This window comes from Fructilactobacillus sp. X2R1C3, assembly GCF_059901425.1.
In genome coordinates this window covers 188124-212261 of the sequence record NZ_JBWXUW010000002.1, presented here as the reverse complement: position 1 = coordinate 212261, position 24138 = coordinate 188124, and the positions used below count along the sequence as shown (strand labels likewise).

Sequence of the window (24138 nt, the reverse complement as noted above, 5' to 3'; positions counted from 1 at the left end):
ATCTTGATTATGACTAAAAGATATTTAATCCTAAATGATGGCACTTCATTTGTGGGAAAGTCAATTGGGGCTGAATCAACCGTTACGGGCGAGATCGTTATGAATACGAATCTTAATGGCTACCAAGAATCAATCACGGATCCTATTTATCACAATCAAATTGTGGCGTTCATGCAACCTTCAGTTGGTAATATCGGAATCAATCGAAAAAACTATGAGTCTATTTTAACATCAGCTAAGGGTGTGGTTGTCCATCACAGTGAGGATATTTCAACTAGTTACTTGAAAAATATATCTCTAGATACATTCCTTAAGCAACGTAATATTCCGGGGATAACGGCAATTGATACCCGTTATCTTTTGAAATACATCATGGAACACGATATTTCAAAAGCGAGTCTCGTTGATGTTAATGATGAACATGCATTTGATCAGTTAAATGCGGCCGTTTTAAGTAATCAGCAGATTCAACAGGTGGCTACACCTAAGCCTTATTTGGTCCCTGGAAATGGCAAAACCGTTGCAGTACTTGATTTTGGCTTAAAAGAGGGAATTATTCGTCAATTATCTCAAAGGGATTGCAATGTAATTGTGCTTCCTTTTGACACTTCATACCAGGAAATTATTGATCTTGACCCGGAAGGTATTATTTTATCAACGGGGCCTGGATCACCACATGAAATTGATGAAAGTGTTTTAAAGACGATTGCTAAGTTAGAGCAGGCACTTCCAGTTTTTGGTATGGGATTAGGCCACGAGTTGCTAGCTATGGCTAATGGAGCCAGTGTTTATCGAATGAAGCTTGGACACCATGGCAGTAATCATCCCATTCAAAAAATTATTACTAATCAAATTATTTATGCTAATCAGGCTCAAGATTATGCCGTAGATCCCAATTCTGTCGACACATCAAAATTAATTGTGACATACATAGACTTAATCAATGGAACAGTTCAAGGAATTAGGCACCGTGATTATCCAAGTTTCTCAGTCCAATTTTCTCCAGATGGGTCTAGTGGTCCAACTGACAGTATTGATTTGTTTGATGAATTTCTAGAAAGCATTACGGCTCATGGGAGATAACTTGATGAAAAACGAGTTCAAAAAAATATTAATAATTGGGGCAGGGCCGTCCGGGATTGGACAGGAATGTGAGCTAGACTCTGCCGCATTTCAAGCACTTCAAGTTTGGAAAAAACGTGGAATTACTACTTTTCTTTTAGACAATAATCCTTATTCTGTGATATTGCAGGAAATGAATCCAGATAATGTTTACATTAAGCCTGTTAATACTGAAAACGCTAAGCATGTCATTGAAACAGAAAAAATTGATGCTGTTACTTCAGTTTTTGGGGGTGTCGACGCTCTAAAGGTTATTCAACGACTAAACAAAAATGGAATCTTAAAAGAAAACAACGTTAAAATCATTGGATTGAATGAAGATAATATTGATTTATTTAATAATGAGAATCGATTGAATCAGAGGTTAAAGGAATATGGGATCCCCACCCCTGATTATTATATTGTTGATAACTTTGATGATTTAAGGAATGTAATTGATAAAATTTCATTCCCAATTTCTGTTAGACCATTAGATCCTAAAGTTCGACAACAACGTTTGATTTTTCAAAATATGAAACAAATAACTAACGAAGCTGATACCATCTTTGAGGAGTCAAAATCCGGCAAGTGCCTAATAGAGAGGGAAATTGTCGGTTACAAAGAGGTTGGAACGGTTTCACTGCGTGACACAATGGGAACCAAAATGATGATATCTTCTTTAGAAGATATGAACCCAGTCGGAGTGAACTCAAATGATTCGGTCGTTTTTACCCCAGCACAAACTTTAAATGATACTCAGATTCAAATGATGCGATCAATTTCGTTTCAAGTCATGGACGTTTTGGGAATCAAAGGAGTTTGTCATGTACAATTTGCTTTAAATACGGAAACAAATGACTGTTTTGTTTTAAAGGTTAATCCAAGTTTTAATATGAGTACGACCTTAGCAGCCAGATCAACTGGCTATCCAATTGCCATGGTTACCTCACAATTATTATTAAACCATCCAATTACAAAAATTAAATTGCCTACACGTTTTCATAAATTTACAACGGTGCTTCAACCAATCAGTGATCATATCACGGTAAAAATTCCCATTTGGCCGTTTGAGCAACTACCTGATGCTGATTCACAACTTGGAACTAAAACCAAGTCCATTGGATCAGTAATTGGGGTAGGTCGTAGTTGTGAAGCCGCTTTGTTAAAGGCCATTAGAAGTTCGCAATCAAGTCCAAAAGATGTTTTACCAAGTTATTCTGAACTTTCCGAAGATGAATTAATTTCACAGTTGATTCATCCAACTGATATTCAGCTTCCAATTTTATTTGAAGCCCTCTCACGTCATTATAGTATTGAAGATTTACAAGAATTGACCAAAATTGATCAATTTTTCTTTGTGATCATGGCAAATATTGATAAGAGTCGATCGTATATTTTTAAACATCAAAATGACGATAAAGCTTTCAGGTTAGCTCATGAAATGGGATTTGGTGATGGAATGTTGTCATCCATTTGCCATACCGATATCAATAAACTTCGTCAAAAAGATTCTTATAAAACATATAAAATGATCGAACCAACGGCTGGAGAATTTCCCGAAAAAATTAATTCCTTCTATGCTAGTTATGAAATTGACAACGAATCTAATCAAATCGGGAATAACACCGCACTAGTAATTGGAAAGGGCAGAAATAAAATTGGGCCCAATATTGCTTCTGATTTCTATACTAGTGAAATATTAATTCAACTTAAAAGGATTGGATTTGACACTGTAATTTTAAATAATAATCCTAATTCTGCTTCCCTAGCGCCAATGATGAGTGACAAGCAGTACATTGAGCCAATTCAACTGGGAGAAATTTTAGACGTCATTCAAACTGAGAAACCCCAATATGTCTTTCTGACGGGTAATCGTCACTTCCTAATTCGTGAACTTAGTAAGTATCATGATTTCAAGTTGGTGGTTTTACCACCAAATCAAAAAGATGCAGTTTGGTATGGATCTCACGTTGATTTTGCGTTTGATTTATTAGTAACGGAGAACAAAATAGTTCCAATTTCAACCGTGGGTTTTAAATCTGGTGATGGAAACGATGACGACATTAGTCTTCAAACAGATTATTATGTTCCTTATGGTAAAGATGTTTTGAATGTGGAAGGGCTAGTTGAACGAGCTAAGGTAGCAGTGAAAAACCAAAGTCTTCATGGGTTAGTTCAGGTTCTTTTTTACAGGTATCAAGACAAAATTAAGATTACTGGTGTGAGACCACTTCGAATTACTGAGACCGTTCTTTTAAATATGTCCACTGGAATTAACTGGATTGGCGTGTTGGTCAGGATGGCAACGGGACATTTGGATATTGATAAAATTGTAAATGCCGTCCCCAAAATTGACTCTTCAACACATTTTACAGTGATGCAGGCTTCATTCCCATTTAAGCAACTTGGAGTGTACGATTATCAAAAAGACCGATCACTTGAATCAGGAGCTAAATTATCAATTGGTCATACTATTAACGAAGCAACTAACAAATTATTGAAATAAAAAACAAGATACTAATTAGTATCTTGTTTTTTACTATTCGCTCTTAAATGTTTAACAATTTCTTCTGTTGGCGTAACGTACACTGTACTTTGACCACGATAGGTGACAAAACCAGGTTTTCCACCATTTGGTTTTTTTACGGCTTTTACTTTAACATAATCAACCGGTACATTAGCGGATGCTCTTGCCTTAGAAAAATAAGCAGCCAATTCAGAAGCTTGAAGTATTGTCCTTTCACTTGGGCTAAATGATTTAATTATTACGTGGGAGCCATGAATATTTTGGACATGAAGCCACATATCACGTTTATCCGCTGTTTTAAGGGTAAGTTGATCATTTTGTAAATTGTTTTTCCCAACCAAAATTATATCTCCATCATCTGAGATAAATTTTTCAGGCTTGCTGACCTTAGCTTTTCGACGCTTACCATTATTTTTATTGGGTTTTCTTATATATCCGCCCTCTTTTAATTCCGTTTTAATATCGTCCAAATCTTGTGGATCGGCAATTTCAATTTGTGATTCGATACTTTCAAAATAATTAATTTCGTCCTGACATTCGCGAATTTGCTTAATTACATATTCTTTTGCATTACGTTTCTTATCATATTTTTTAAAGTATTTCTGAGCATTCTCAGAAGCCGATAGGGAAGGGTCGAGTGCAATAACGATGTCGTTGTTATTGTCATAAAAATTGGGTAGTTTAATGCTCTTGGCACCGATTTTCACTTGATTCAAGTAGGTCATTAAGATTTCGCCCTTAACACGGTAGTCGTCTGCATGTTCAGATTCTTTTAGAGTCTTTTGTAGTTTTTTAAGTTTTTTTCGGTTCTTTTTGAGTTCGTTTTTGGTAATTCTGATTAATTGTGATCCTTGCTCTCGAACACGTTCGTGTTGAACCTTGGTTTGATAATATTCGTCTAGCATATCACTTAAAGTGTTAAATCGATGATTTGATTGAATTCCAATATACGGAAATGCTGAAAATTGGAGTTTTCCATTCATATCAGTTCCAATTGCCGGTTCAGGATTGTCAAAATGATCAAAAAATTTCCAGTACTTTTGTTTTAACGTTGATCCTGATACATGAAGGGCATTCCCAAGTGCGTATGCTGTATCCGTTCCAAGTCCCTGAAGATACTTACGTAATTCATCAGCAAACATGTCAATATTCGGAAAATTATGATCAAGCTTTTCAATTTCAGTTATTTCCTTTTCATTAACGTGAAACGGATCAACAAGATTTTGTTTTGGGGGTTGAATATATTTAGATCCTGGAAGAATGGTTCGGTATCGATTTTGAGCAGACGAAATTCTTCTAACTGAATCAATTATTGATGAATCTTTAGCTTGAACTAAAATGATGTTACTGTGACGTGCCATTACCTCAATGACAAGGACTAATTCCTCAATATCACCCAATTCATTCCTTGTATTAAAATGAATGTGAATAATCCGATCATTGTTTACTTGATGAATCTTGCTAATAAAGCTTCCACTCAGGTGTTTTCTTAGTGTCATGGCAAAATTAGTTGGAACTTTCGGATTTGTAAAAGGGACGTTTGTAATTTGAACTCGAGCGTATGAGGGATTTGCTGATAATAATAACTGATAATTATTATGATTAGAGCGAATGGTTAAAATAATTTCATTAGGGTAGGGTTCGTTTATTTTTGAAACACGTCCGTTTAATAATTTGCTATTTAATTCATGACTCATTGCATGTGTAAATGATCCGTCAAATGACATATATAACACTCCTTTTTGCTTCATTTTCCAGTATAACTTATATTCTTGAGTGGTAGCACATAAATATTAAATCCGTAATCTTGTATTAGGCAATTAATGGTATAATATTTTACGGAGGAATATCAATGAAAAATAGTTTAACTGCTCTTAGAGTTGTTGGAAAGATGCATCAACAACAGCTCCAAGCTCTTACCAAAAAATCAAATCTTACTATTTCAGAATGGCAATTATTGATTGCCATTAATGACGGCTATACAACCCAAGAGTCGCTTTCTAAGTCACTGAACTTAGATACATCAACTTTATCACGACAATTGAAACGACTAGTTGAAAAAGAAATGATTCAAAAGAAAGCCGTGGGACAAGATAAACGCCAGTTAATATACAGTATTACTGATAAAGGTGGGAATGCTTGTCGGCAAATTAGCAATGACTATGAAGATCTTTCCACACAAATTTTTAATCAGTGGACCGATGAAGAAAAGAATCTTTTAAAGATTCTGCTCAATCGATTAGAAACAAGTATGAAGAAAATCCGTAAATAGGTTAGGTGAAAGAAATGAAGACAGCGATTGTTACTGATAGTACATCGTATTTATCTAAAGAAGATATCAAAAAATATAATGTTCATATTATTCCAATCTCCGTAATCTTCAACGGTAAAAGTTACCGCGAAGGAATTGACATTACCAATAAAGAATTCTACCAAAAGCTTCAAGAATCACCCACGTTACCAACGACTTCACAACCTCCAATTGGGGCACTCATTGAGGAGTATAACAAGTTAGCAGAAGATGGTTACGATGCAGTAATTAGTATCCACTTGGCTTCAACAATTTCTGGCATGTATCAGGCAGTTTGTAACGTGGCAAAAATGATGGATAACATTAAAATTTGTCCCTTTAATTCCGGCATTACTGTTGATCCAATGGCAGCTTTAGTAAAATATGCAGCTAAATTGGCCCAAAGCAATGTTCCCTCGGAAGAAATTATCAAAAAACTTGATCTTTTGCGATCAACCATTGATGAATTGATTGTTGTCGATGATTTAGATAATTTAGTAAAGGGAGGACGGCTATCAAATGCAACTGCATTCGTGGGAGGACTATTAAATATAAAGCCTATTTTGACTTTTGATAATCAAACCGATGAGATTGTAGCATTTGATAAAGTTCGTTCTAAGAAAAAAGCACTTAAACGTGTTGAAGATTTATTTTCTGAAGCAGTATCAAAAGCTGATTATCCAATTGAAGTTGCTGTAATTGATGCTAATAATCCAAAGGAAGCCGATGTTTGGCAGAAATCCATTCAAGAGAAATATCCCAATATGAAAGTTACCCGCGGATCATTCGGTCCAGCAATTGGTACTCATTTAGGTAGCGGAGCTCTTGCACTAGGATGGATCAAAGATATTAATAAATAAAATATAATTGGAAATCAAAGAACACCATTTTTGGTGTTCTTTTTAATACATATTTATATAGGGAGCACTTGATTGTTTATTCTTTTATCTAGTTTACATAATATATATTATACGAAGTAGACTTCATATTTAAAAGAAGCACACCATACCTATTTTTGATCCTCAACATTTATGTAACTTTGAATTAATTTTGCGACCTCATCATTTGAATTAGAAATTATTCTATCAGGTTTTAAATTCATCTTGCTGAGTTTGTTGCTACCATCGTCCACCCAATTACTTTTGAAAGCGTTCGAGAGTAATTCTTGATCGTTATTATCATTCCCAAATGCAATGTAATTGCTATCAGTGATAGTCCTTAACGCACTGTATTTATTGATGTTTTGAGCAGTCAAATCAATATTGTTTTCTCCAGTATGTTTAACAACTGATAATGACGTGTTTTGTTCAATAAATGCCGCTATTTTATCAATTAAATAGTCATTTATGTCCAATAAGATGATTTTAACGGCTTTTTTGATTGATGAGATAGCTACATTTTCAGCTAAATGATTTGGGTCTAATTGGATAAATATTGGATTTGAAGCGTTTACTTTGGCACTATAATCCCAATTGCTATCAATTATGTAATTTAAATCGTATTTTTTAATAATATTTTTAGTAAATTGTATATCACAATTACTAATGGGTTTTATTGAATAAGTATGACAATTTTTTGATACAAGCGCCCCGTTTGCACCTATTAATGTAAAGTTTTTAAACGTTGGTACGATTGGAATTAAGTCTCGAATTGGTCGAGCTGAGGCAAAGATAATTTCATTATGTTTTGCTAGTTGCTTAATTGCATTTACAATTTCTGAATCTATTTCAACACCATTAAAGCTCAACGTTCCGTCAACATCAAATACATATAGCATGTTTATAATTACCTCTTAATTTCTTTTTGAATCACTTTTACATTGATATCTGTAAACGTAAAGTAACCAAATTCATTATTAGTTTTATAATTATTAAGGATAAATTTATAATTAAATCCATTTAATACTTCATACATTAATCTTATTGACTTCATAACTAAGGGCTCACCTAAACAACGGTGGATTCCTTTTCCAAAGGCTAAACTACCGTGATGTGCGCTTTGTGTATTACTTTGTTCCGAAATTACACACAAAACTCTATCACCTTTATGAATAGTAAAATCACCTATTTTATAATCATCAATTGCAATTCTTGATACATAAGTAAATGGTGCTATTACGGAAAATATGTTTTTTAAATCTGAACTAAACTTTGTGGTCATTCCTTGTGACCATAAATACATTACACTTTTCATGGCAGATTCAAATGGATCTTGTCCATCAATTAATACATTAATCATTAAACCAATTGAAACATCGTTGTCTTCCCACATTTTATGTAAAATACTATTTTTAGAAAAATCTTTGTTTGAAATGATATTTTGTAATTGTAAATTATATCTTTTTAAACTGTCATCTGCTTTTATAAAGTTAGATTTTGTTATTTTAGAATCATATAAAAAATTGGTTATAGGTCTCGATATATTAATTAAATCATTATAATCTGCTTCTGAAATGCCAAAAATCTTAGCCATTATCTCTCTACAAATATTATTTGCCATTGACACTAAATTAATTGTTTCTGATTTATATAATGAATTTATGTGTTTATATATTATTTGCTTAATAACATTATTATCTAATTTCTTTAAAGAATCATCGAGATAACTTTTAATTATATAACGTGAACTATTGTGTTTTTCATTATCGCAATATATTAACCAAGTATCATAAAAATTTTTTGCAATTTTTATTTCATTTAAGGATAAGTTACTGTTTTTTAGTTTAGTTTGTAAACTGTTTGCTGAAAAGTATGAATTTTTCAGTATGTCCTCCGAAAGATGATTATTAGTTATAATCCACCCTTGTTTGTTTTTGTCATAATAAATATTTTTGTGGAAATTAATTAATGAATCGCGATAAGTTCTAATATTAAACACTTTTATACATTCTTTCTTTTATTATAGATTATTTGAGCCTTATTAGTTAGTAAATATTAACTATTTACACACATGTTAGTTATAAAGTTCGTGAATACTAAACTGACACACTTTAAATACTACTATAAAATCAGTAAGTGTCAAATCAGCGTATGTTTATATTCCTTTACTAGTAAGCATTTAATTCTATATATTTTAACATAAAAATAATTCATCTTTATATTAAGAATTATTATTAATGTTCGTTAATTAATTGTATAATGATTTGTAAAAAAATAACAACAATAATAGTTGTTGTTATTTCGTCGATCAAATTTTAATTGGATTCAAAATTAATCTTGTTTAAATCGATCTAGTTTAAATGGTTCTAAATTATAAGAATTTGATTTTCCAAAAGCTTGATCACTTAATAGTTTACCAAGCACACTGGCAAATTTGAATCCGTGTCCACTTAATCCAGTTACAATTTGAATCTTATTCATGGATGGAATCCGATCAATAATAAAATCGCCGTCAGGAGAAAGATCATACGAACATGTCCCACCATGGTCGATACCCCCGGTCCCTGTCAAATGATGCTTTAGTAATGGATCGATTTCATGTAAATCTTCAGGGTAATCACCAAATTTACCCCTTTCTTTACGCGTACTTATCTTTTGCCCACCTTGGTGACGTCCAATTTTGATTGTACCGTCACTTCCAGGAAAACCGTAGTATTGAGCATCATTTTTAAGTTCTACCGTAAAAGCAGGAAACCTGTTGGCTTCATTTAAGCTAGCGTCATTAACATTAAACCACGCAAATACTTTTCTTGTTGGTGTGATTGGTAAATTGGGTAATAGTTGTTTTACCCACGTTCCTGCTGATAAAATGACATTTTTGGCATAAAAAGTATGATCTTGGGTTTTAATATCAACAATTCCGTTGTCTTGCTGATCAATCTTTCTAACAAAACTATCAAAGTTTTGGGTAACACCATTATTTTTAGCACCTTCGATATATGTTTTAATAATTTCCTCTGATTCTAAATACCCTGCACCTGGCTCTAAAACACCCTCATATTGATCGTCAAAATTCCAGTTATGCCATTGATCGTGAATCTCAGTTGAAGTATAAGGAACAATATCAATATCGTAGTCATTGGCAGACGCTTTGATATTATTCAAAAATGCTGAATCTTTTGGCCCGACGGTCAGAACGCCAGTTTTATGGAAAAGCCGTTTACCGCTCTGTTTCTGGAGTTTATCCCATAATCTTTGAGCTTCTAGTAGAAGCGGGATATACTTCTCTCCCTCGCCATAAGCATGCCGGATAATTCTAGTCTGCCCGTGATGTGATCCAAGTGTATGTGGTGGTTTAGCGATATCCAACTCTAAAATATTACTATTGTGTTGATTAGCGTAGTATCCTGCCGCCGAACCAACAGATCCTGTTCCAATGATTGCTAAATCAAAAATATTATCAGACATATTATGCCTCCGTTGTTTTATTATATTAAAAGAAAATACAAAAAAGCTCTTGAAACAAAAGTTTCAAGAGCTTGGACGAATAAACGCGGTACCACCGGGCTTTGATTGTCAGTTTTCTGCCAATCCTCATTAACATTACTAATTATATCTAGAATAAATTAAGCAGTGTATAGCGATTTAGTGGACGCCATCCAAATATGACTTGTAAATAACTTGTCTATATATGCTCCAAGACCATCTTCCTGAACGCCAATATGCAAGCATCTCAGCGTAGCTTGCTTTCTGTATCATGGCTAATTCAGTACTCATCTTTTCTCTGCATTTTCTTTAAGAAGTACAATATGCTCAATTAATATATTTGTCAACTAAAATTAGTAAATTATTATCGCAGATATATAATTAATTCAGATCCCCATCGGCAATTTTTTCGAGCATTGGTCTTGAAGGGATGAAAAACGTTTGACCAGTTAATAAGGTTGAGAACGTTAATAAGAAATCATCTTCATCAACCATCTGTTGAAGCATGCCTTTAATAACGTGCCAGTATCGTGAATACGCAATAAAGTAAGTTCCTGTATCATTATTAGCAGGATCAGAATAAGGAACATTCATCCTGACAATTTTTTGTTCAACTCCGTCAACGGATGTGTTTGAAGTTACATTATGGGCATTTTTAAATTTTTCTTCATCCGGTAATTCTAAGTCAGAAAATTTTTCTCTCCCAATGGCTTTATCTTGAGTAGTAGTATCTAGGTGATTCCAATAGTCCATGTTATGGTGCCACTTTTGTGCAAAAGCATATGAACCATTAATAAATTCGGGATCTTCATCACCAATAAGAGCGTATGGAGCAACATCTTCAACTTGTGGAACTTCAGTCCCATCAATGAAACCGATGATAGCCCTTCCCTCTAAATATCTAAAACCATGAGTTTCGTTCACTACTTTAGTAAAATCTCTTAAAAAGAGCATGAATTGAGTAGTAACTTCGTATACAACGGCTTCAGTATTAGCACGAATATGAAGAAAGATGTCTCCCTCAGATGATGGCATCGAATAGTTTGGACCTTTAACGCCAGTAAAATCTTCTAATTCTTTAGGTTTATTAGCCTTCGGAAACAAGTAGTCCCAAGCTTTGCTACTAAAGCCAATGGCAACTCGAAGGTTTGCTTTAGGTTCTCTAATTCTCATTGATCTAATAATAGATTGTGAACGATCAGCAAAATCTTGGATTCCTTCTTGAGCCGCCTTTTGATCTTTTCTAGTTAGCTCTAAAGTGGCAAATTCAACGTTTTCACCGGTATCTTTCCAAACGTCTTGCGATTTATTTGGTCTTATCTTTTCTTCAGTCATTATAATACCTCCCAGAATATACTCAGTATTAGTATGAGATTAGAATCACTTTATTACTAATCTCATACCACTTTTATTTTACTACATATAACCAGTCATTAAAAAAGAATGTCAAATTGGCATTCTTTTTGTTAATTTATTTACTTCTTCCAATGATCATCAATGAATTTTTTCCGTCCGCCACTTTCTTCGATGGCGTATCGAAGTGGATTCTTCTTGTAGAAGTCTTGATGATAGTCTTCAGCTGGATAAAACGGTTGAGCGTCTTCAATTTTCGTTACAATTGGTTCATCAAATTCGCCACTATTTTCTAATTCTTTCTTAGATTCTTCAGCAATTTTACGTTGTTCGGGACTATTCACGTAAATTACGGGACGATAAGAATCACCACGGTCCTGGAATTGCCCCATTGCATCAGTTGGGTCGGTTTGGTGCCAATAGATTTCAACTAACTTTTTATATGAAATGATGCTTGGATCAAAAGTAATTTTAACTGCTTCGGTGTGACCAGTAGTACCTGAAGCCACTTGCTCATAAGTCGGATTTGGGACATGACCACCTGTGTATCCAGATACAACGGAAATAATCCCTGGCATCTGATCAAATGGTTGAACCATGCACCAGAAACAACCACCAGCAAAAATTGCTGTTTCTTTTTTATCACTCATTAATAAAGACCTCTATTCAGTTATTTGTATTATTCAACAAACTTTTTGTATTTGCCATACCCTTCTTCGTCCATCTTATCATAAGGGATGAACTTAAGAGCGGCAGAATTAATACAGTAGCGTAAACCACCCTTATCTTGCGGTCCATCTGGAAAGACGTGTCCTAGATGAGACTTAGAGTCTGCACCACGAACTTCTTGTCTAATCATACCAAAAGAAGTATCAGTGTCACTCTTTAATTCGTCTTCACTAATTGGTTTAGTAAATGATGGCCAGCCACAACCAGCGTCATACTTATCAGCAGAACTAAATAATGGCTTACCATTTACAACATCAACATAGATTCCCTTTTTATAAAAATCATCATATTTTCCAGTAAATGCAGGTTCAGTTCCAGCATTTTGAGTTACGTTGTATTGCTCAGGTGTTAAGCGGTTTCTTAAATCATCTTTGTTATTATCAGCCATAATATAAACCTCCTATTTGTTTCTATATTTAATTTATATCTTATCCAATTAAATAGCAAACAATTTGTTTTAAACTAAAAAAACCACCATTGAGTGGATTTTTTTAATACTATTCTTTTTCTAATGCATCAGTTAATGGAGGAACAACTTGCTTCTTTCGAGAAACGACTCCAGGCAAGTTCATAATATCATCATCGTTGAACTTGTTATCAAAAGCTTTTTCAACAATGTTCTTAGGTTCACCGACAACAATTAATTCTGAATTACTGTCAAGGATGTTAGTTACAAGAACTAAGAATAGATCATAACCCTTATCCTTGGCTTCAGTTTCCATAGCTTTTTTAATATCATCGGCACGCTTAGTAATATCATCTAAATCAACAACATTAATTTGGTCGATCCTGACATTCTTACCACCTAATGTAAATGACTTAGCATCTCCGTCAATAAGCTGTTGATCAGTTTTGGCGTCAACGTTGGTCCCAGCCTTAAGCATTTTAACGCCATAATCTTCGTAATCATCAATTCCAGCAATATCAGCTAAAGCTTTGAGTGCATCACGATCGAAATCAGTAGTAGTTGGTGATTTTAACAATAAGGTGTCAGAGATAATGGCAGACAACATTAAACCAGCTAATTTCTTGGGAATTTTAATGCCCTCTTCTGAAAACATCTTAGTAATAATTGTGCTACAGCATCCATAAGGTGCAGCACGATAATACAAAGGTGCGGCAGTGTTAAAGCCGTTAATTCGGTGATGGTCAACAACATCAGTTACAGTTAATTGATCGATATCACTTACACTTTGTTGAGGTTCGTTGTGGTCGACTAACATGACTTTATCAACTTCTGGTTTTGCACGTTCAATCACACGTGGTGCCTTAGTATCAAAGTAATCAAGCACATACTTAGTTTCGGCATTTGGATTACCTAAAGCAACTGCTTCTACATCATACCCATCTTGTTTCTTCAAATATGCGAGTGCCATTGCAGCCACAATTGCATCCGTATCTGGTACCTTATGTCCAAAAACTAGTTCTTTACTCATGATTCTCTCTCCTCTTTTTCCATATTTCCAAGAGTCTCTGACGATCTCTAACTTCTATATTAATACTACTTAAGTATACATCTTTAGCCTGCTCATATTCTCCTACAAAACCACTAAATTCGTCAAATAATTTATTCAACCGTGGAATACCGTCTTTAGTATCACGATAGACGGCAACAGCTTGAAGAGAAAAATCAGGGATAATATCAGTATAATAAGTGTTCTTTTGAGCCATTTTAGTTCGGTCACGTGTCATCATAAAGGTCTTCGGTAGAATGGTATTTAACCCAGATGATAAAGCAAACTCTATAATTTGCACTGGTCTTGTAAAACATGCTTCCATTTTAGGCATTTCATAGCGCTTAGCACTGTAAATGTTCTTTAAAAATTGATTAAAGTAATAACCATTGGGGAAACCTACCATCGGTCCGTCAACTTTTTTGAGATTAATTTTACTTCCAATTTTACTTTTGTCATGGTGAACATAGCACAAAGTATCGTGAGTAATCGGTTTGATGACCATTCCTTTCCAATTATGCAATTTCTCATTTGGCAGGTACATAATGGCTAAATCGATTCTTCCACTTTCAAGATCAGAGATTAACGTTTGTTGAGTCAACATGTACATTTCAATTCGCAATTCTGGATTCTTCTCATAGAAATATAAGGCGAAATTTTCAAATATTTCGTCTTCAATTGCAGAAAGGATTCCAACTTTAATTGTTCCACGGATTGAGCTTGAATATGATTCAATTTCATCAGTAGCATTATCAAGGATTCCATATACTTCCTCGGTAGCATTTTTTAAAGTATAACCCGCATCGGTTAAATGAATTTGTTTACCAACAGAATAAAATAAGTTAGCGTGGAGCTTATTTTCTAATTTTTTAATTTGTTGGGATAGTGCAGGCTGTGTAATTCCTAAAATACCCGCAGCTTTTGTATAGTTTAGCGATTCAGATAATTGTAAGAAATATACCAAAGCCTTGGATGAAAATAATGATTCCCTCTTAGATTCTCTCAAAACTAATACCTCGCACTAACATTTATTATTATATTGTGTATATTATCACGAAATCACTATATTTACTATAGCAAATTATCAACTTGAGATTGTTTTAAAGTGTCATGGGCAATTAAAATTGGGGTTCCAATCATTTTCGTATTCATTACGGACGACCCGTTTGATAAACGACCTGACGTTCCATGGTCACCCAAGACTACTTCGTGTGAAGTTGCGTGATCAGTATAAATTTTAAGTGTTTCATCATTGGAATCAATTTTGATAAAATCAGCTAACCGGTTACTTTTGGTTTTAAATTCTTTTAAAACTTTAATTCCCTTTCGTGCGCGGCTAGTCACTGGAATGTCGCTTACTTTCATCTTTTTAAAGTTCCCATTTTGGAAAACAACTCCAATTTCAGATTCATCATTTACAAATTGCATGTTAACGACGTGATCATCAGCTAAACTAATTGCCTTCACTCCTGTGGTCCTTGGACCATTCAACGAAACTTCCTGCAAGTCGTATCTAAGGGCCATTCCTTTTTCTGTCATCAATAAGACACTACCAGGATCTTCAACCCGATTGTATGAGACATTGACTACTTTTGATAGCGGTCCCTTCAACTTTTCATACATTGCAGCGCGACTTTTATAGGTACGACTAGGAAGTAATTTACTAAATTCAGTACGTTTAATATGACCGGCACTAGTTGTAATTACAAATTCTCCATCTTGTTTACTTAGATCCGGGAAATCATAAACAGCAATGATTTTCTCATTAGCATCAAGGCCATTCATTCTAGAAATATGTTCTCCAGTGTCTTTCCATTTAACGTCTTCAACTTCGTAGACACGACGATAAATCATATTCCCCTTATCAGTGAACATAAACAGCGAATCACGAGTGTTTAACTCATTTAGGTAAACAGCATGGTCGTCGTCTTTTAATCCATTGTCGGTGATCTCAGATGCGTTAAAAGAACGAAGACTACTACGTTTTAGATAACCATCGTTACTTACCATTACCATTACATTTTCATCTGGAAGCGTAACCTCTTCACTAACTTCCAGATTCTGAATTTTGTCTTCAATTTTAGTACGACGTTCATTACGGTATCGCTTTGCGATGTCTCTAAGTTCGCTTCTTAAAACAGAATCAAGCTCATCGGGACTTGCTAAAATAGTTTCGTATTCCGCAATTTTGGCCGCCAGGTCAGCATTTTCCTTTTTTAACTCAGTAACATCTGTATTAGTCAATCGGTAAAGTTGTAAAGCAACAATTGCGTCTGATTGTTTTTCCGAAAAGTCATATTCCGAAATTAAATTATTTCTTGCATCTTGTTTATCTTTACTAGCACGAATGGTTTTAATCACTTGGTCCAAAATTGATAGTGCTTTAATCAGACCCAGCACAATGTGTTGACGGGCATTTGCTTTATCTAGATTAAACCGGGTTCTTTTGGATATAACACCTCGTTGATAATCCAAGTAAGCAACTAAGATTTCCTTTAAGGAAAGCCGTTTTGGCGCCATATTGCTGATAGCAACCACGTTGAAGTTATACGAAATTTGAAGATCGGTATTTTTAAATAAATAATTTAAAATACTGGTGCTATCGACATCTCGTTTCAATTCAATTGCAATCGTCAATCCTTCACGATCCGATTCGTCTCTTACTTCGGCAATTCCGTCAATTTTTTTGTTGATCCTAACTTCATCAATTTGTTTGACTAACTGAGCCTTATTAACTTCATAGGGAATTTCGGTTATCTTGATCATTTGTTTATTTCCACGTAATGATTCGATTGAGGTTTTAGAGCGGATCATAATGCGTCCCTTACCAGTTTCATAAGCCTGTTTGATTCCATCAAGGCCCTGAATGATACCACCAGTTGGAAAATCAGGTCCTTTAATGTACTTCATTAGATTGTCCAACGTGGCATTGGGATGCTTTTGCAAATAAATTAACGCATCGATCACTTCGCCGAGATTATGTGGTGGTATTTCAGTTGCATAACCTGCAGAAATACCAGTAGCTCCATTTACTAACAGATTAGGAAAGCGAGAAGGTAATACGACGGGTTCATACTCTGTATCATCAAAATTTAAAACCCAATCAACGGTATCTTTATCAATATCCCGTAACATTTCATCAGATATTTTACTTAACCGAGCCTCAGTGTATCGCATGGCTGCGGGAGGATCTCCATCCATCGAACCGTTATTTCCATGCATTTCAATTAATGGTTCACGTAGTTTCCAATCTTGACTCATACGGACCATAGCTTCATAAATTGAACTATCACCATGGGGATGAAAATTACCCATGACGTTACCAACCGATTTAGCCGCTTTTCTGAATCCTCTAGAAGAAGTGTTACCGTCCTTGTTCATTGCGTACAAAATTCTTCGTTGAACTGGTTTCAGACCATCACGAACATCTGGTAGTGCTCTTTCTTGAATAATGGATTTAGAGTAACGACTAAAACGTTCATCCATTACTTCTGAAAGAGTTAAATCTTTAATTTTAGATCTATGTGCCATTTTTTCACCTCCAAGCTAATTTTTTTCAGTATTATCTAAAATGCTTCCATCTTCTTCAAGATTGAATTGAACGTTATTTTCAATCCATCTTCTCCGTGGTTCCACCTTATTGCCCATTAAGGTTGACACCTGTCGCTCTGCATCAGCCGCATCGTCAATTCGAACCCGGATTAACGTTCGTTTAGCAGGATCCATCGTGGTTTCCCACAATTGATCTGCGTTCATCTCGCCCAGACCTTTAAAACGCTGTAATGAGTATCCCGACTTAAAATCTTTGATATCCTGGTCACGCTCTTCATTAGTCCAAGCATATTCTACTTTGGACCTTTTTCCTTTACCATGCTGGAGTTTATAAAGGGGTGGTAGCGCAATATAAACCTTACCAGCCTCAATCATTGGCCGCATGTATTTATAGAAGAAAGTCAAAAGTAGGATCTGAATGTGGGCACCATCATCATCAGCATCAGTCATGATAATGATTTTGTCATAATTTGATTCATCAATCTTAAAGTCAGTTCCAACTCCAGCTCCTACTGTATAAATAATCGTACTGATTTCCTCATTTTTCATGATGTCAGGAAGTTTAGCTCGTTCCGTATTTAACACTTTACCACGTAATGGCAAAATGGCTTGATGCTTCCGATCACGTCCTTGCTTAGCGGAGCCACCGGCTGAATCCCCTTCAACCAAAAATAATTCATTTTCACTGGTATTCTTAGACTGAGCTGGGGTTAGTTTCCCGGAAAGTAAACGTTCGTGTTTCTTTTTCTTTTTACCGTGTCTACTTTCTTCTCGAGCCTTTTTAGCGGCTTCACGAGCTGTACGCGCATTTGTGGCTTTCTTAATCAAAGTCTTAGCAAAATCACTATTTTCCATGAGATAGTAAAGTAGTTGTTCTGAAACAACACTATCAACAACTGATCTTGCAATGGGAGTTCCTAATTTTTCTTTGGTTTGTCCCTCAAATTGAAGCAGCTCTTCAGGTATCTTTAACGCGACAACGGCAGTTAAACCCTCACGAACATCGTTTCCTTCGAGGTTTTTGTCCTTCTCTTTTAGTAAATCAACCTTTCTAGCGTATTCATTAAAGGACTTAGTCCATGCACTTCTAAAGCCGGCTTCATGACTCCCACCGTCCTTAGTTCTCACATTATTAACAAACGAAAGCATGTTTTCGGTATATCCATCATTGTATTGGGCTGCAACTTCAACTTCGATGCCATCTTTTTTACCATCGAAATACATAACTTTTCCAAGGGTACTTTTACCCTCGTTTAAATAATCAACAAATTCTTTGATCCCATCTTTGAACTGAAACTCATCTTCACGAATCTTTCCGGGTCTTTCATCTTTAAGCGTTATTTTAACGCCCTTCAACAAAAAGGCAGACTCACGAAGCCGTTCTGCCAAGATATCATAATTATAAGTTGTAGTAGTAAAAATGTCCGGATCAGGTTTAAATGTGACAGTCGTTCCGGTATGTTTATTGGTTTTTCCAATTTTTTTCAAGGTTCCAACAGGATGCCCACCATTCTTAAAATCTTCTTGATAAAGAGTACCATTACGGACAATTTGGACCGTTAAATGAGTTGAAAGTGCATTAACAACACTTGATCCAACTCCGTGCAATCCACCGGAAGTTTTATATCCACCTTGGCCAAATTTCCCACCAGCATGAAGAACCGTTAAAATTACTTCAGGAGTTGGTTTTCCAGAAGAGTGCATTCCAGTTGGCATACCACGTCCATGATCAACGACTGTGATACTATCATCTTCGTGAATGGTAACATTGATTTCGTCACCATAGCCAGCTAATGCTTCATCGACCGCATTGTCAACAATTTCGTAAACTAAATGGTGCAATCCTTTTGAATCAGTAGAACCTATGTACATACCAGGTCGTTTTCTAACTGCTTCTAAACCATGTAAAACTTGAATTGAAGAGTCATCATACTCTTGCTTTTTTGCCTGTGTCATTAGGAAAGACTCCTTCTTTTAGTCATCGTTTTTAATAATAACCTATTTAAACTTGATTGCAAAGACGTTTTAAAGTCAGCTCGTTTTTCCAAACTAAATTTTAAAATCATCTTTTTAATGATAAAATAAACTTTTAGAACTTATATATTACATTAATAAAACGGAGGAAGATATGGTTAAATTTATTATTCTCCTAATCTTTGCCTACTTGTTGGGATCAATTCCTAACGGGATTTGGATTGGCAAAGTATTTTTTCATATCGACATTAGACGACACGGCTCCAAAAATATTGGCGCTACCAACACTTATCGCGTACTAGGATGGTTTGCTGGAACCATTGTGATGATTCTTGATATTGCTAAAGGTGCTATTGCTACTTGGTTACCAATGCAGTTTGGAATCCATTCTTGGTATCCGCTCATTTTTGGACTGGCAGCAATCTTAGGCCACACTTATTCAATTTTTGATCATTTTCGTGGTGGTAAGGCAGTTGCAACAAGTGCCGGTATGCTTTGGGCATATAATTTCGTTTTTTTCTGCATTGCAGCCGGAACTTGGATTATCTGTATCTTTGTTACTAGTATGGTAAGCCTTGCTAGTATGCTGGGCTTTACTATTATTGTTATCGCATCATTCTTTGAAAATGATCCAGCACTGACAATTCTGGCAATTTGTTTAACAATATTTACTTTTTACCGCCACCGAAACAACATCATCAAGATCATTCATGGAGATGAAAATCTCGTTCCATTTGGCCTTTATTACTGGTATTTAAAATACGTAAAGAAATCAATTCCTTCAAAAAAGCAGCATAAATAAGGGACACTCATTGAGTGTCCCTTATTTAATTTAAGCTTATTTATTTAGAAGAAAGTAATATCAAAATTAGCATTTAAGCTTTCGTCTGGATCAAGTTTACTTATATCAGCCTTATCTTTTAAAAATCCAGTACTGCCTTCCTCATCAGCAATTCCCCACCACGGTTCTAAGCACACGAAAGGAGCATTTTTAGGATAAGTTGACCAGATACCAATGTACTTACAGTCGTAAGCAGTCAAAGCGACCCCATGCTCGGTTACATCTGATTGGAGCATAACGGTAGTTTGCTCATTATCAGATACATCAAGCACCTTGGCATCATGAATAAATAGATCACGATTTAATTGTAGTGGATTGTTCAGAGTTTTTTCAATTGGATGTTTAATATTACTGTACCCATTCTGATCGATTCTAACAATTTTATAGTCATGCTTTGGAGCAACCGAGACCGAATAATCATCAAAGGTTTCTTTCTTAGGAAACAATGGAACATTGAATCCTGGATGAGCCCCTAATGAGAAATACATCGGATCTGGATTGATATTTTCTACCACCATTTCAACCGCAATGGTGTGTTCATCTAGCTCATAATGAATGGATAAATTAAAGTCAAAGGGATAAATCTTTCTAGTAGCCGCACTCGAATGCAACATAAAATTGACTTCGGTTTGGTTATGAGATTCGATCTCAAACTCACTATCTCTAGCAAAACCATGCTGATACATATGATAACTGTTTCCATCGTAAATATAATCATCGTCTTGAAGTCGACCAACGATTGGGAACAAGATCGGTGCATGACGCTTCCAGTACTTTTTATTAGCACTCCAAATATATTCGGTACCGCTTTGATCTTTAACCGAAACAATCTCAGCACCCTTTTGATTAATTCGAACCGTTAAGTAATCATTTTTTAGTGTAACTGGCAATTTAATCCCTCCCTTTCTTTATACATTATTTCACAAAATGCAGAAACTATAAAATATATCGTGCTATATTTTCATCAGCTGCAAGATTACCAACTTTGTCTTCAACGTATTGTTGGTTAATAGTAATGTCACCCATATGCATGTCTGGTCCTTCATATAGAATATCTTCAAGTAATTTTTCTAGAATTGTGTGAAGTCGTCTGGCACCAATATTATCAGTATCATGGTTAACCGAATATGCAATGTCAGCAATTTTTTCGATTGCTTCTTTAGTAAAAGTTACCTTAATATTATCCGTCCCAATTAATGCTACGTACTGTTTAATTAATGCATCACTCGGTTCAGTTAATATTTTAACAAAGTCATTTTTACTTAGATCATTCAATTCTACTCGAATTGGGAATCGACCCTGCAGTTCGGGAATTAAATCTGAAGGTTTACTATCAGCAAAAGCACCGGATCCAATGAACAAGATATGATTGGTATTTATAACCCCATACTTAGTATTTACATTTACCCCTTCGACGATTGGTAAAATGTCCCGTTGAACCCCTTCTCTTGACACTTCGCCACGAGTCTGTTTGTTTCCACCAGTTAATTTATCAATTTCATCTATAAAGATAATCCCGGTGTTTTCAGCTCGTTTAATTGCTGAGCCATTCACCTTGGCATCATCAATTAATGTTTCTGATTCTTGATTAATTAATGCTTCACGAGCTTCTTTTACCGGAAGAACTCTTTCAACTTGCTTCTTTGGTAACATACTCTCTAATCCCTGTAAGTTAATTCCCATTTGTTCCATTTTGCTGCTGTCAGCGTTTAGTGCAGTTGCTGGGTCATCAATGGAAATTTTAACTTCGTGATCTTCTAATTCGCCGTTTTCAATTTGATTTAAAATTTGATCAGCATCATTTTTAATTTTATTCTTTTCGTCATCATCCATGAAGGGATCTTTTTGAGTTAACCAAGATAGATCAATTGGCTTACCCTTCTTAAACGCCTTATTAAACTCTTTGACCGTATCTTCTAATTTTTTATCGTTATCAGCGATTGTTTTAGGATCATCGACATGGTTTTCTTCACGTGCAATGATTTCAGCCAAGTCCTTATTTGCTTTCTTCTCAGCTTCACGTCTAACATTTTTAAACTCAATTTTCTTCTCCATTTGAACTGAGCTCTCAACTAGGTCACGAACCATTGAATTAACATCTCCACCAACGTATCCAACTTCTGTAAACTTGGTTGCTTCTACTTTAACGAATGGAGCATCCACAATCTTAGCTAAACGACGTGCAATTTCCGTCTTTCCCACTCCAGTGGGACCAATCATTAATAAGTTTTTAGGAGTAATGTCTTCTTGCATCTGTGGATTTAACTGAAGACGACGGTAACGATTACGCAAAGCAATCGCCACGGACTTTTTAGCATTGTCTTGTCCAACAATATAATTATCTAATTGGGAAACAATTTCCTTTGGTGTCATTTGTTCTTCTTTTGTCATTAATTAATACCTCGTTTTATAGTTCTTCAGAAATTACGTTGTGATTAGTAAAAATATCAATGTCAGCGGCAATGTTAATGGCAGCTTTAGCAATTTCTTCAGCTGACATCTCTGGCGCTTTATGCTTCATTGCAGTGGCAGCTGCTAATGCAAAATTACCACCAGATCCAATTGCTAAAATATCATCGTCTGGTTCAATTACTTCTCCTGACCCAGATACTAAAAGCAAATTATCATGATCGGCAACAATTAGCATGGCCTCAAGTTTTTGTAACTGTTGATCACCGCGCCACTCTTGAGCCAGTTTCACTGACGCTCTTTTTAGGTTGCCGCTATATTCTTTCAACTTTTTCTCAAATTTTTCTTCTAGGTTAAACGCATCAGAAACACTTCCAGCAAAACCGACTCCAACCTTTCCATCAAAGATTCGACGGATTTTATGTGCGGTTCCCTTCATGATAACTTTTTCTCCCATAGTAACTTGACCGTCGCCAGCGAGAGCAACGTGACCATTATGTCTAATGGCACAAATTGTAGTAGCTTCAAATTTTACTGTCTTAATTAAATTCCCTTCAAAAGTTAGTTTGGATTATCTTCATCAGGACGCTTAAAAAACTTCTGGTAGTTCTTAAGGAGTCCTTCTTTAGTAACATGAGTATAAATTTGGGTGGTAGATAAATCAGAATGGCCAAGTAGTTCCTGAACAGTTCTAAGATCGGCCCCATTATTCAACATTTGGGTGGCAAATGTATGACGAAGCATATGAGGATGAATTGAACTATTAAGACCACTTCTTTTCATAATTCCATCTAAAATGTATTCAATACCACGACTTGAAAGTTGATCACCATGTTGATTGATAAATAAGTAAGAATGGTCTTTATGATATTTACGCATAATTGGCGTTCGACATTTCTCCATATATCTTAAAATAGCACTTTTAGCATACCTTCCAAATGGCAGATAACGTTCCTTGTTTCCCTTACCTAAAACAAGCATGATTCGATTATCAAAATCAATGTCGTTAATATCAAGATTGGAGCACTCACTGACTCTCATTCCCGTCCCGTATAGAACTTCAAGAATGGCACTGTCACGAGTAGCAATCTGTTTATCCTGATTACTTGCGGCCGTTTTAAAAAGAACGTCCAGTTCTTTTTGATAAAAAAATCTTGGTAAATGCTTATTATGCTTTTTAATGTGAACATATTCAAACGGATTGTCTGAAACGAGCTCATTGTTTAACAAAAAATTAAAAAAAGATCTTAATGAAGAAATTTTACGAGCAATTGTGCTGTTCTCATCTCCTCTATCATGCAAGTTACCTAAAAAAACTTCAACGTCAAAATTGTCGATATTTTTAAAACTTTTGGCATTTCCTGACGTCTGTAGAAATACATTAAATTCCTTAAGATCGTCTGCGTAGGCTTTAGCCGTGTCTTTTGAATATTGACGTTCGTTTACAATATATTTTACGAATAATTCGATTAGTTTTTTGTTTTGCATTTGTTTTTCCTAAGTTAATGTAACTTTTTACATTTTACCTTATAAATAAAACCGTT

At 35.1% G+C, this 24138-nt stretch carries 20 protein-coding genes; 5 read left to right on the top strand and 15 right to left on the bottom strand.

Annotated elements, in window-relative coordinates; translation table 11 throughout:
* Positions 1–9 precede the first annotated feature (9 nt).
* Both AC6UDD_RS03145 and AC6UDD_RS03140 read left to right on the top strand, forming a co-directional pair.
* Entirely contained in the window at positions 10–1083 is a 1074-nt protein-coding gene (locus tag AC6UDD_RS03145) for a carbamoyl phosphate synthase small subunit (protein ID WP_500718635.1), read from the top strand.
* Between the two features lie 4 nt (positions 1084–1087).
* Positions 1088–3607, top strand: a complete 2520-nt coding sequence (locus tag AC6UDD_RS03140; RefSeq protein WP_500718633.1) for a carbamoyl phosphate synthase preATP-grasp domain-containing protein — start codon at positions 1088–1090, stop codon at positions 3605–3607.
* A gap of 11 nt (positions 3608–3618) precedes the next feature.
* On the opposite strand, the gene AC6UDD_RS03135 is transcribed toward AC6UDD_RS03140, so the two are convergent.
* Entirely contained in the window at positions 3619–5355 is a 1737-nt protein-coding gene (locus tag AC6UDD_RS03135) for an Rqc2 family fibronectin-binding protein (protein WP_500718630.1), read from the bottom strand.
* 125 nt (positions 5356–5480) lie between these two features.
* Here AC6UDD_RS03135 and AC6UDD_RS03130 point away from each other — a divergent pair, with 125 nt between their 5' ends.
* Positions 5481–5900, top strand: a complete 420-nt coding sequence (locus tag AC6UDD_RS03130; protein WP_500718628.1) for a MarR family winged helix-turn-helix transcriptional regulator — start codon at positions 5481–5483, stop codon at positions 5898–5900.
* A gap of 14 nt (positions 5901–5914) precedes the next feature.
* Positions 5915–6778, top strand: a complete 864-nt coding sequence (locus AC6UDD_RS03125) for a DegV family protein (protein WP_500718626.1) — start codon at positions 5915–5917, stop codon at positions 6776–6778.
* A 149-nt stretch (positions 6779–6927) separates the two neighbouring features.
* Here AC6UDD_RS03125 and AC6UDD_RS03120 read toward each other — a convergent pair whose 3' ends face one another.
* From AC6UDD_RS03120 to parE, 10 genes are all read right to left on the bottom strand, one after another.
* Positions 6928–7695, bottom strand: coding sequence for an HAD-IIB family hydrolase (locus tag AC6UDD_RS03120; protein ID WP_500718624.1), 768 nt, complete (start codon positions 7693–7695; stop codon positions 6928–6930).
* A gap of 8 nt (positions 7696–7703) precedes the next feature.
* Positions 7704–8417: a hypothetical protein gene (locus tag AC6UDD_RS03115; RefSeq protein WP_500718622.1), complete on the bottom strand. Its 714-nt coding sequence runs from the start codon at positions 8415–8417 to the stop codon at positions 7704–7706.
* 710 nt (positions 8418–9127) lie between these two features.
* Entirely contained in the window at positions 9128–10264 is a 1137-nt protein-coding gene (solA, locus tag AC6UDD_RS03110; protein ID WP_500718620.1) for an N-methyl-L-tryptophan oxidase, read from the bottom strand.
* Between the two features lie 399 nt (positions 10265–10663).
* Entirely contained in the window at positions 10664–11617 is a 954-nt protein-coding gene (locus AC6UDD_RS03105; RefSeq protein WP_500699471.1) for a Dyp-type peroxidase, read from the bottom strand.
* A gap of 140 nt (positions 11618–11757) precedes the next feature.
* Complete coding sequence (gene msrA, locus AC6UDD_RS03100; RefSeq protein ID WP_500696684.1) at positions 11758–12285, bottom strand: peptide-methionine (S)-S-oxide reductase MsrA; 528 nt, start codon at positions 12283–12285, stop codon at positions 11758–11760.
* 29 nt (positions 12286–12314) lie between these two features.
* Entirely contained in the window at positions 12315–12752 is a 438-nt protein-coding gene (gene msrB / locus AC6UDD_RS03095) for a peptide-methionine (R)-S-oxide reductase MsrB (protein WP_500718618.1), read from the bottom strand.
* A 109-nt stretch (positions 12753–12861) separates the two neighbouring features.
* Positions 12862–13800, bottom strand: coding sequence for a manganese-dependent inorganic pyrophosphatase (locus AC6UDD_RS03090; protein ID WP_500718616.1), 939 nt, complete (start codon positions 13798–13800; stop codon positions 12862–12864).
* Positions 13793–14824, bottom strand: a complete 1032-nt coding sequence (locus tag AC6UDD_RS03085) for a LysR family transcriptional regulator (protein ID WP_500718614.1) — start codon at positions 14822–14824, stop codon at positions 13793–13795. The genes AC6UDD_RS03090 and AC6UDD_RS03085 overlap by 8 nt, the downstream gene beginning before the upstream one ends.
* 65 nt (positions 14825–14889) lie before the next feature.
* A complete protein-coding gene (gene parC, locus AC6UDD_RS03080) occupies positions 14890–17349 on the bottom strand; it encodes a DNA topoisomerase IV subunit A (protein ID WP_500718612.1) in 2460 nt (819 codons plus the stop codon).
* A gap of 15 nt (positions 17350–17364) precedes the next feature.
* Positions 17365–19326 carry a DNA topoisomerase IV subunit B gene (parE, locus tag AC6UDD_RS03075; protein ID WP_500718610.1) on the bottom strand — a complete coding sequence of 654 codons (1962 nt, stop codon included), beginning with the start codon at positions 19324–19326 and terminating at the stop codon, positions 17365–17367.
* A gap of 172 nt (positions 19327–19498) precedes the next feature.
* On the opposite strand from parE, the gene plsY reads away from it, so the two are divergent.
* Positions 19499–20146 carry a glycerol-3-phosphate 1-O-acyltransferase PlsY gene (gene plsY / locus AC6UDD_RS03070; RefSeq protein WP_500718607.1) on the top strand — a complete coding sequence of 216 codons (648 nt, stop codon included), beginning with the start codon at positions 19499–19501 and terminating at the stop codon, positions 20144–20146.
* A gap of 44 nt (positions 20147–20190) precedes the next feature.
* On the opposite strand, the gene AC6UDD_RS03065 is transcribed toward plsY, so the two are convergent.
* Genes AC6UDD_RS03065 through xerC form a run of 4 tightly spaced genes read right to left on the bottom strand, consistent with a single transcriptional unit; the run spans position 20191 to position 24082 of the window.
* Positions 20191–21075, bottom strand: a complete 885-nt coding sequence (locus AC6UDD_RS03065) for an aldose 1-epimerase family protein (RefSeq protein WP_500718606.1) — start codon at positions 21073–21075, stop codon at positions 20191–20193.
* Between the two features lie 46 nt (positions 21076–21121).
* On the bottom strand, positions 21122–22576 hold the full coding sequence (gene hslU / locus AC6UDD_RS03060; protein WP_500718604.1) for an ATP-dependent protease ATPase subunit HslU: 1455 nt from the start codon (positions 22574–22576) through the stop codon (positions 21122–21124).
* Positions 22577–22592: 16 nt separating this feature from the next.
* The gene (hslV, locus tag AC6UDD_RS03055) at positions 22593–23138 is read right to left on the bottom strand and encodes an HslVU peptidase proteolytic subunit (RefSeq protein WP_500718905.1); all 546 of its coding nucleotides are present in this window, start codon (positions 23136–23138) and stop codon (positions 22593–22595) included.
* Between the two features lie 17 nt (positions 23139–23155).
* Complete coding sequence (xerC, locus tag AC6UDD_RS03050; protein ID WP_500718602.1) at positions 23156–24082, bottom strand: tyrosine recombinase XerC; 927 nt, start codon at positions 24080–24082, stop codon at positions 23156–23158.
* Between the last annotated feature and the right edge of the window lie 56 nt (positions 24083–24138).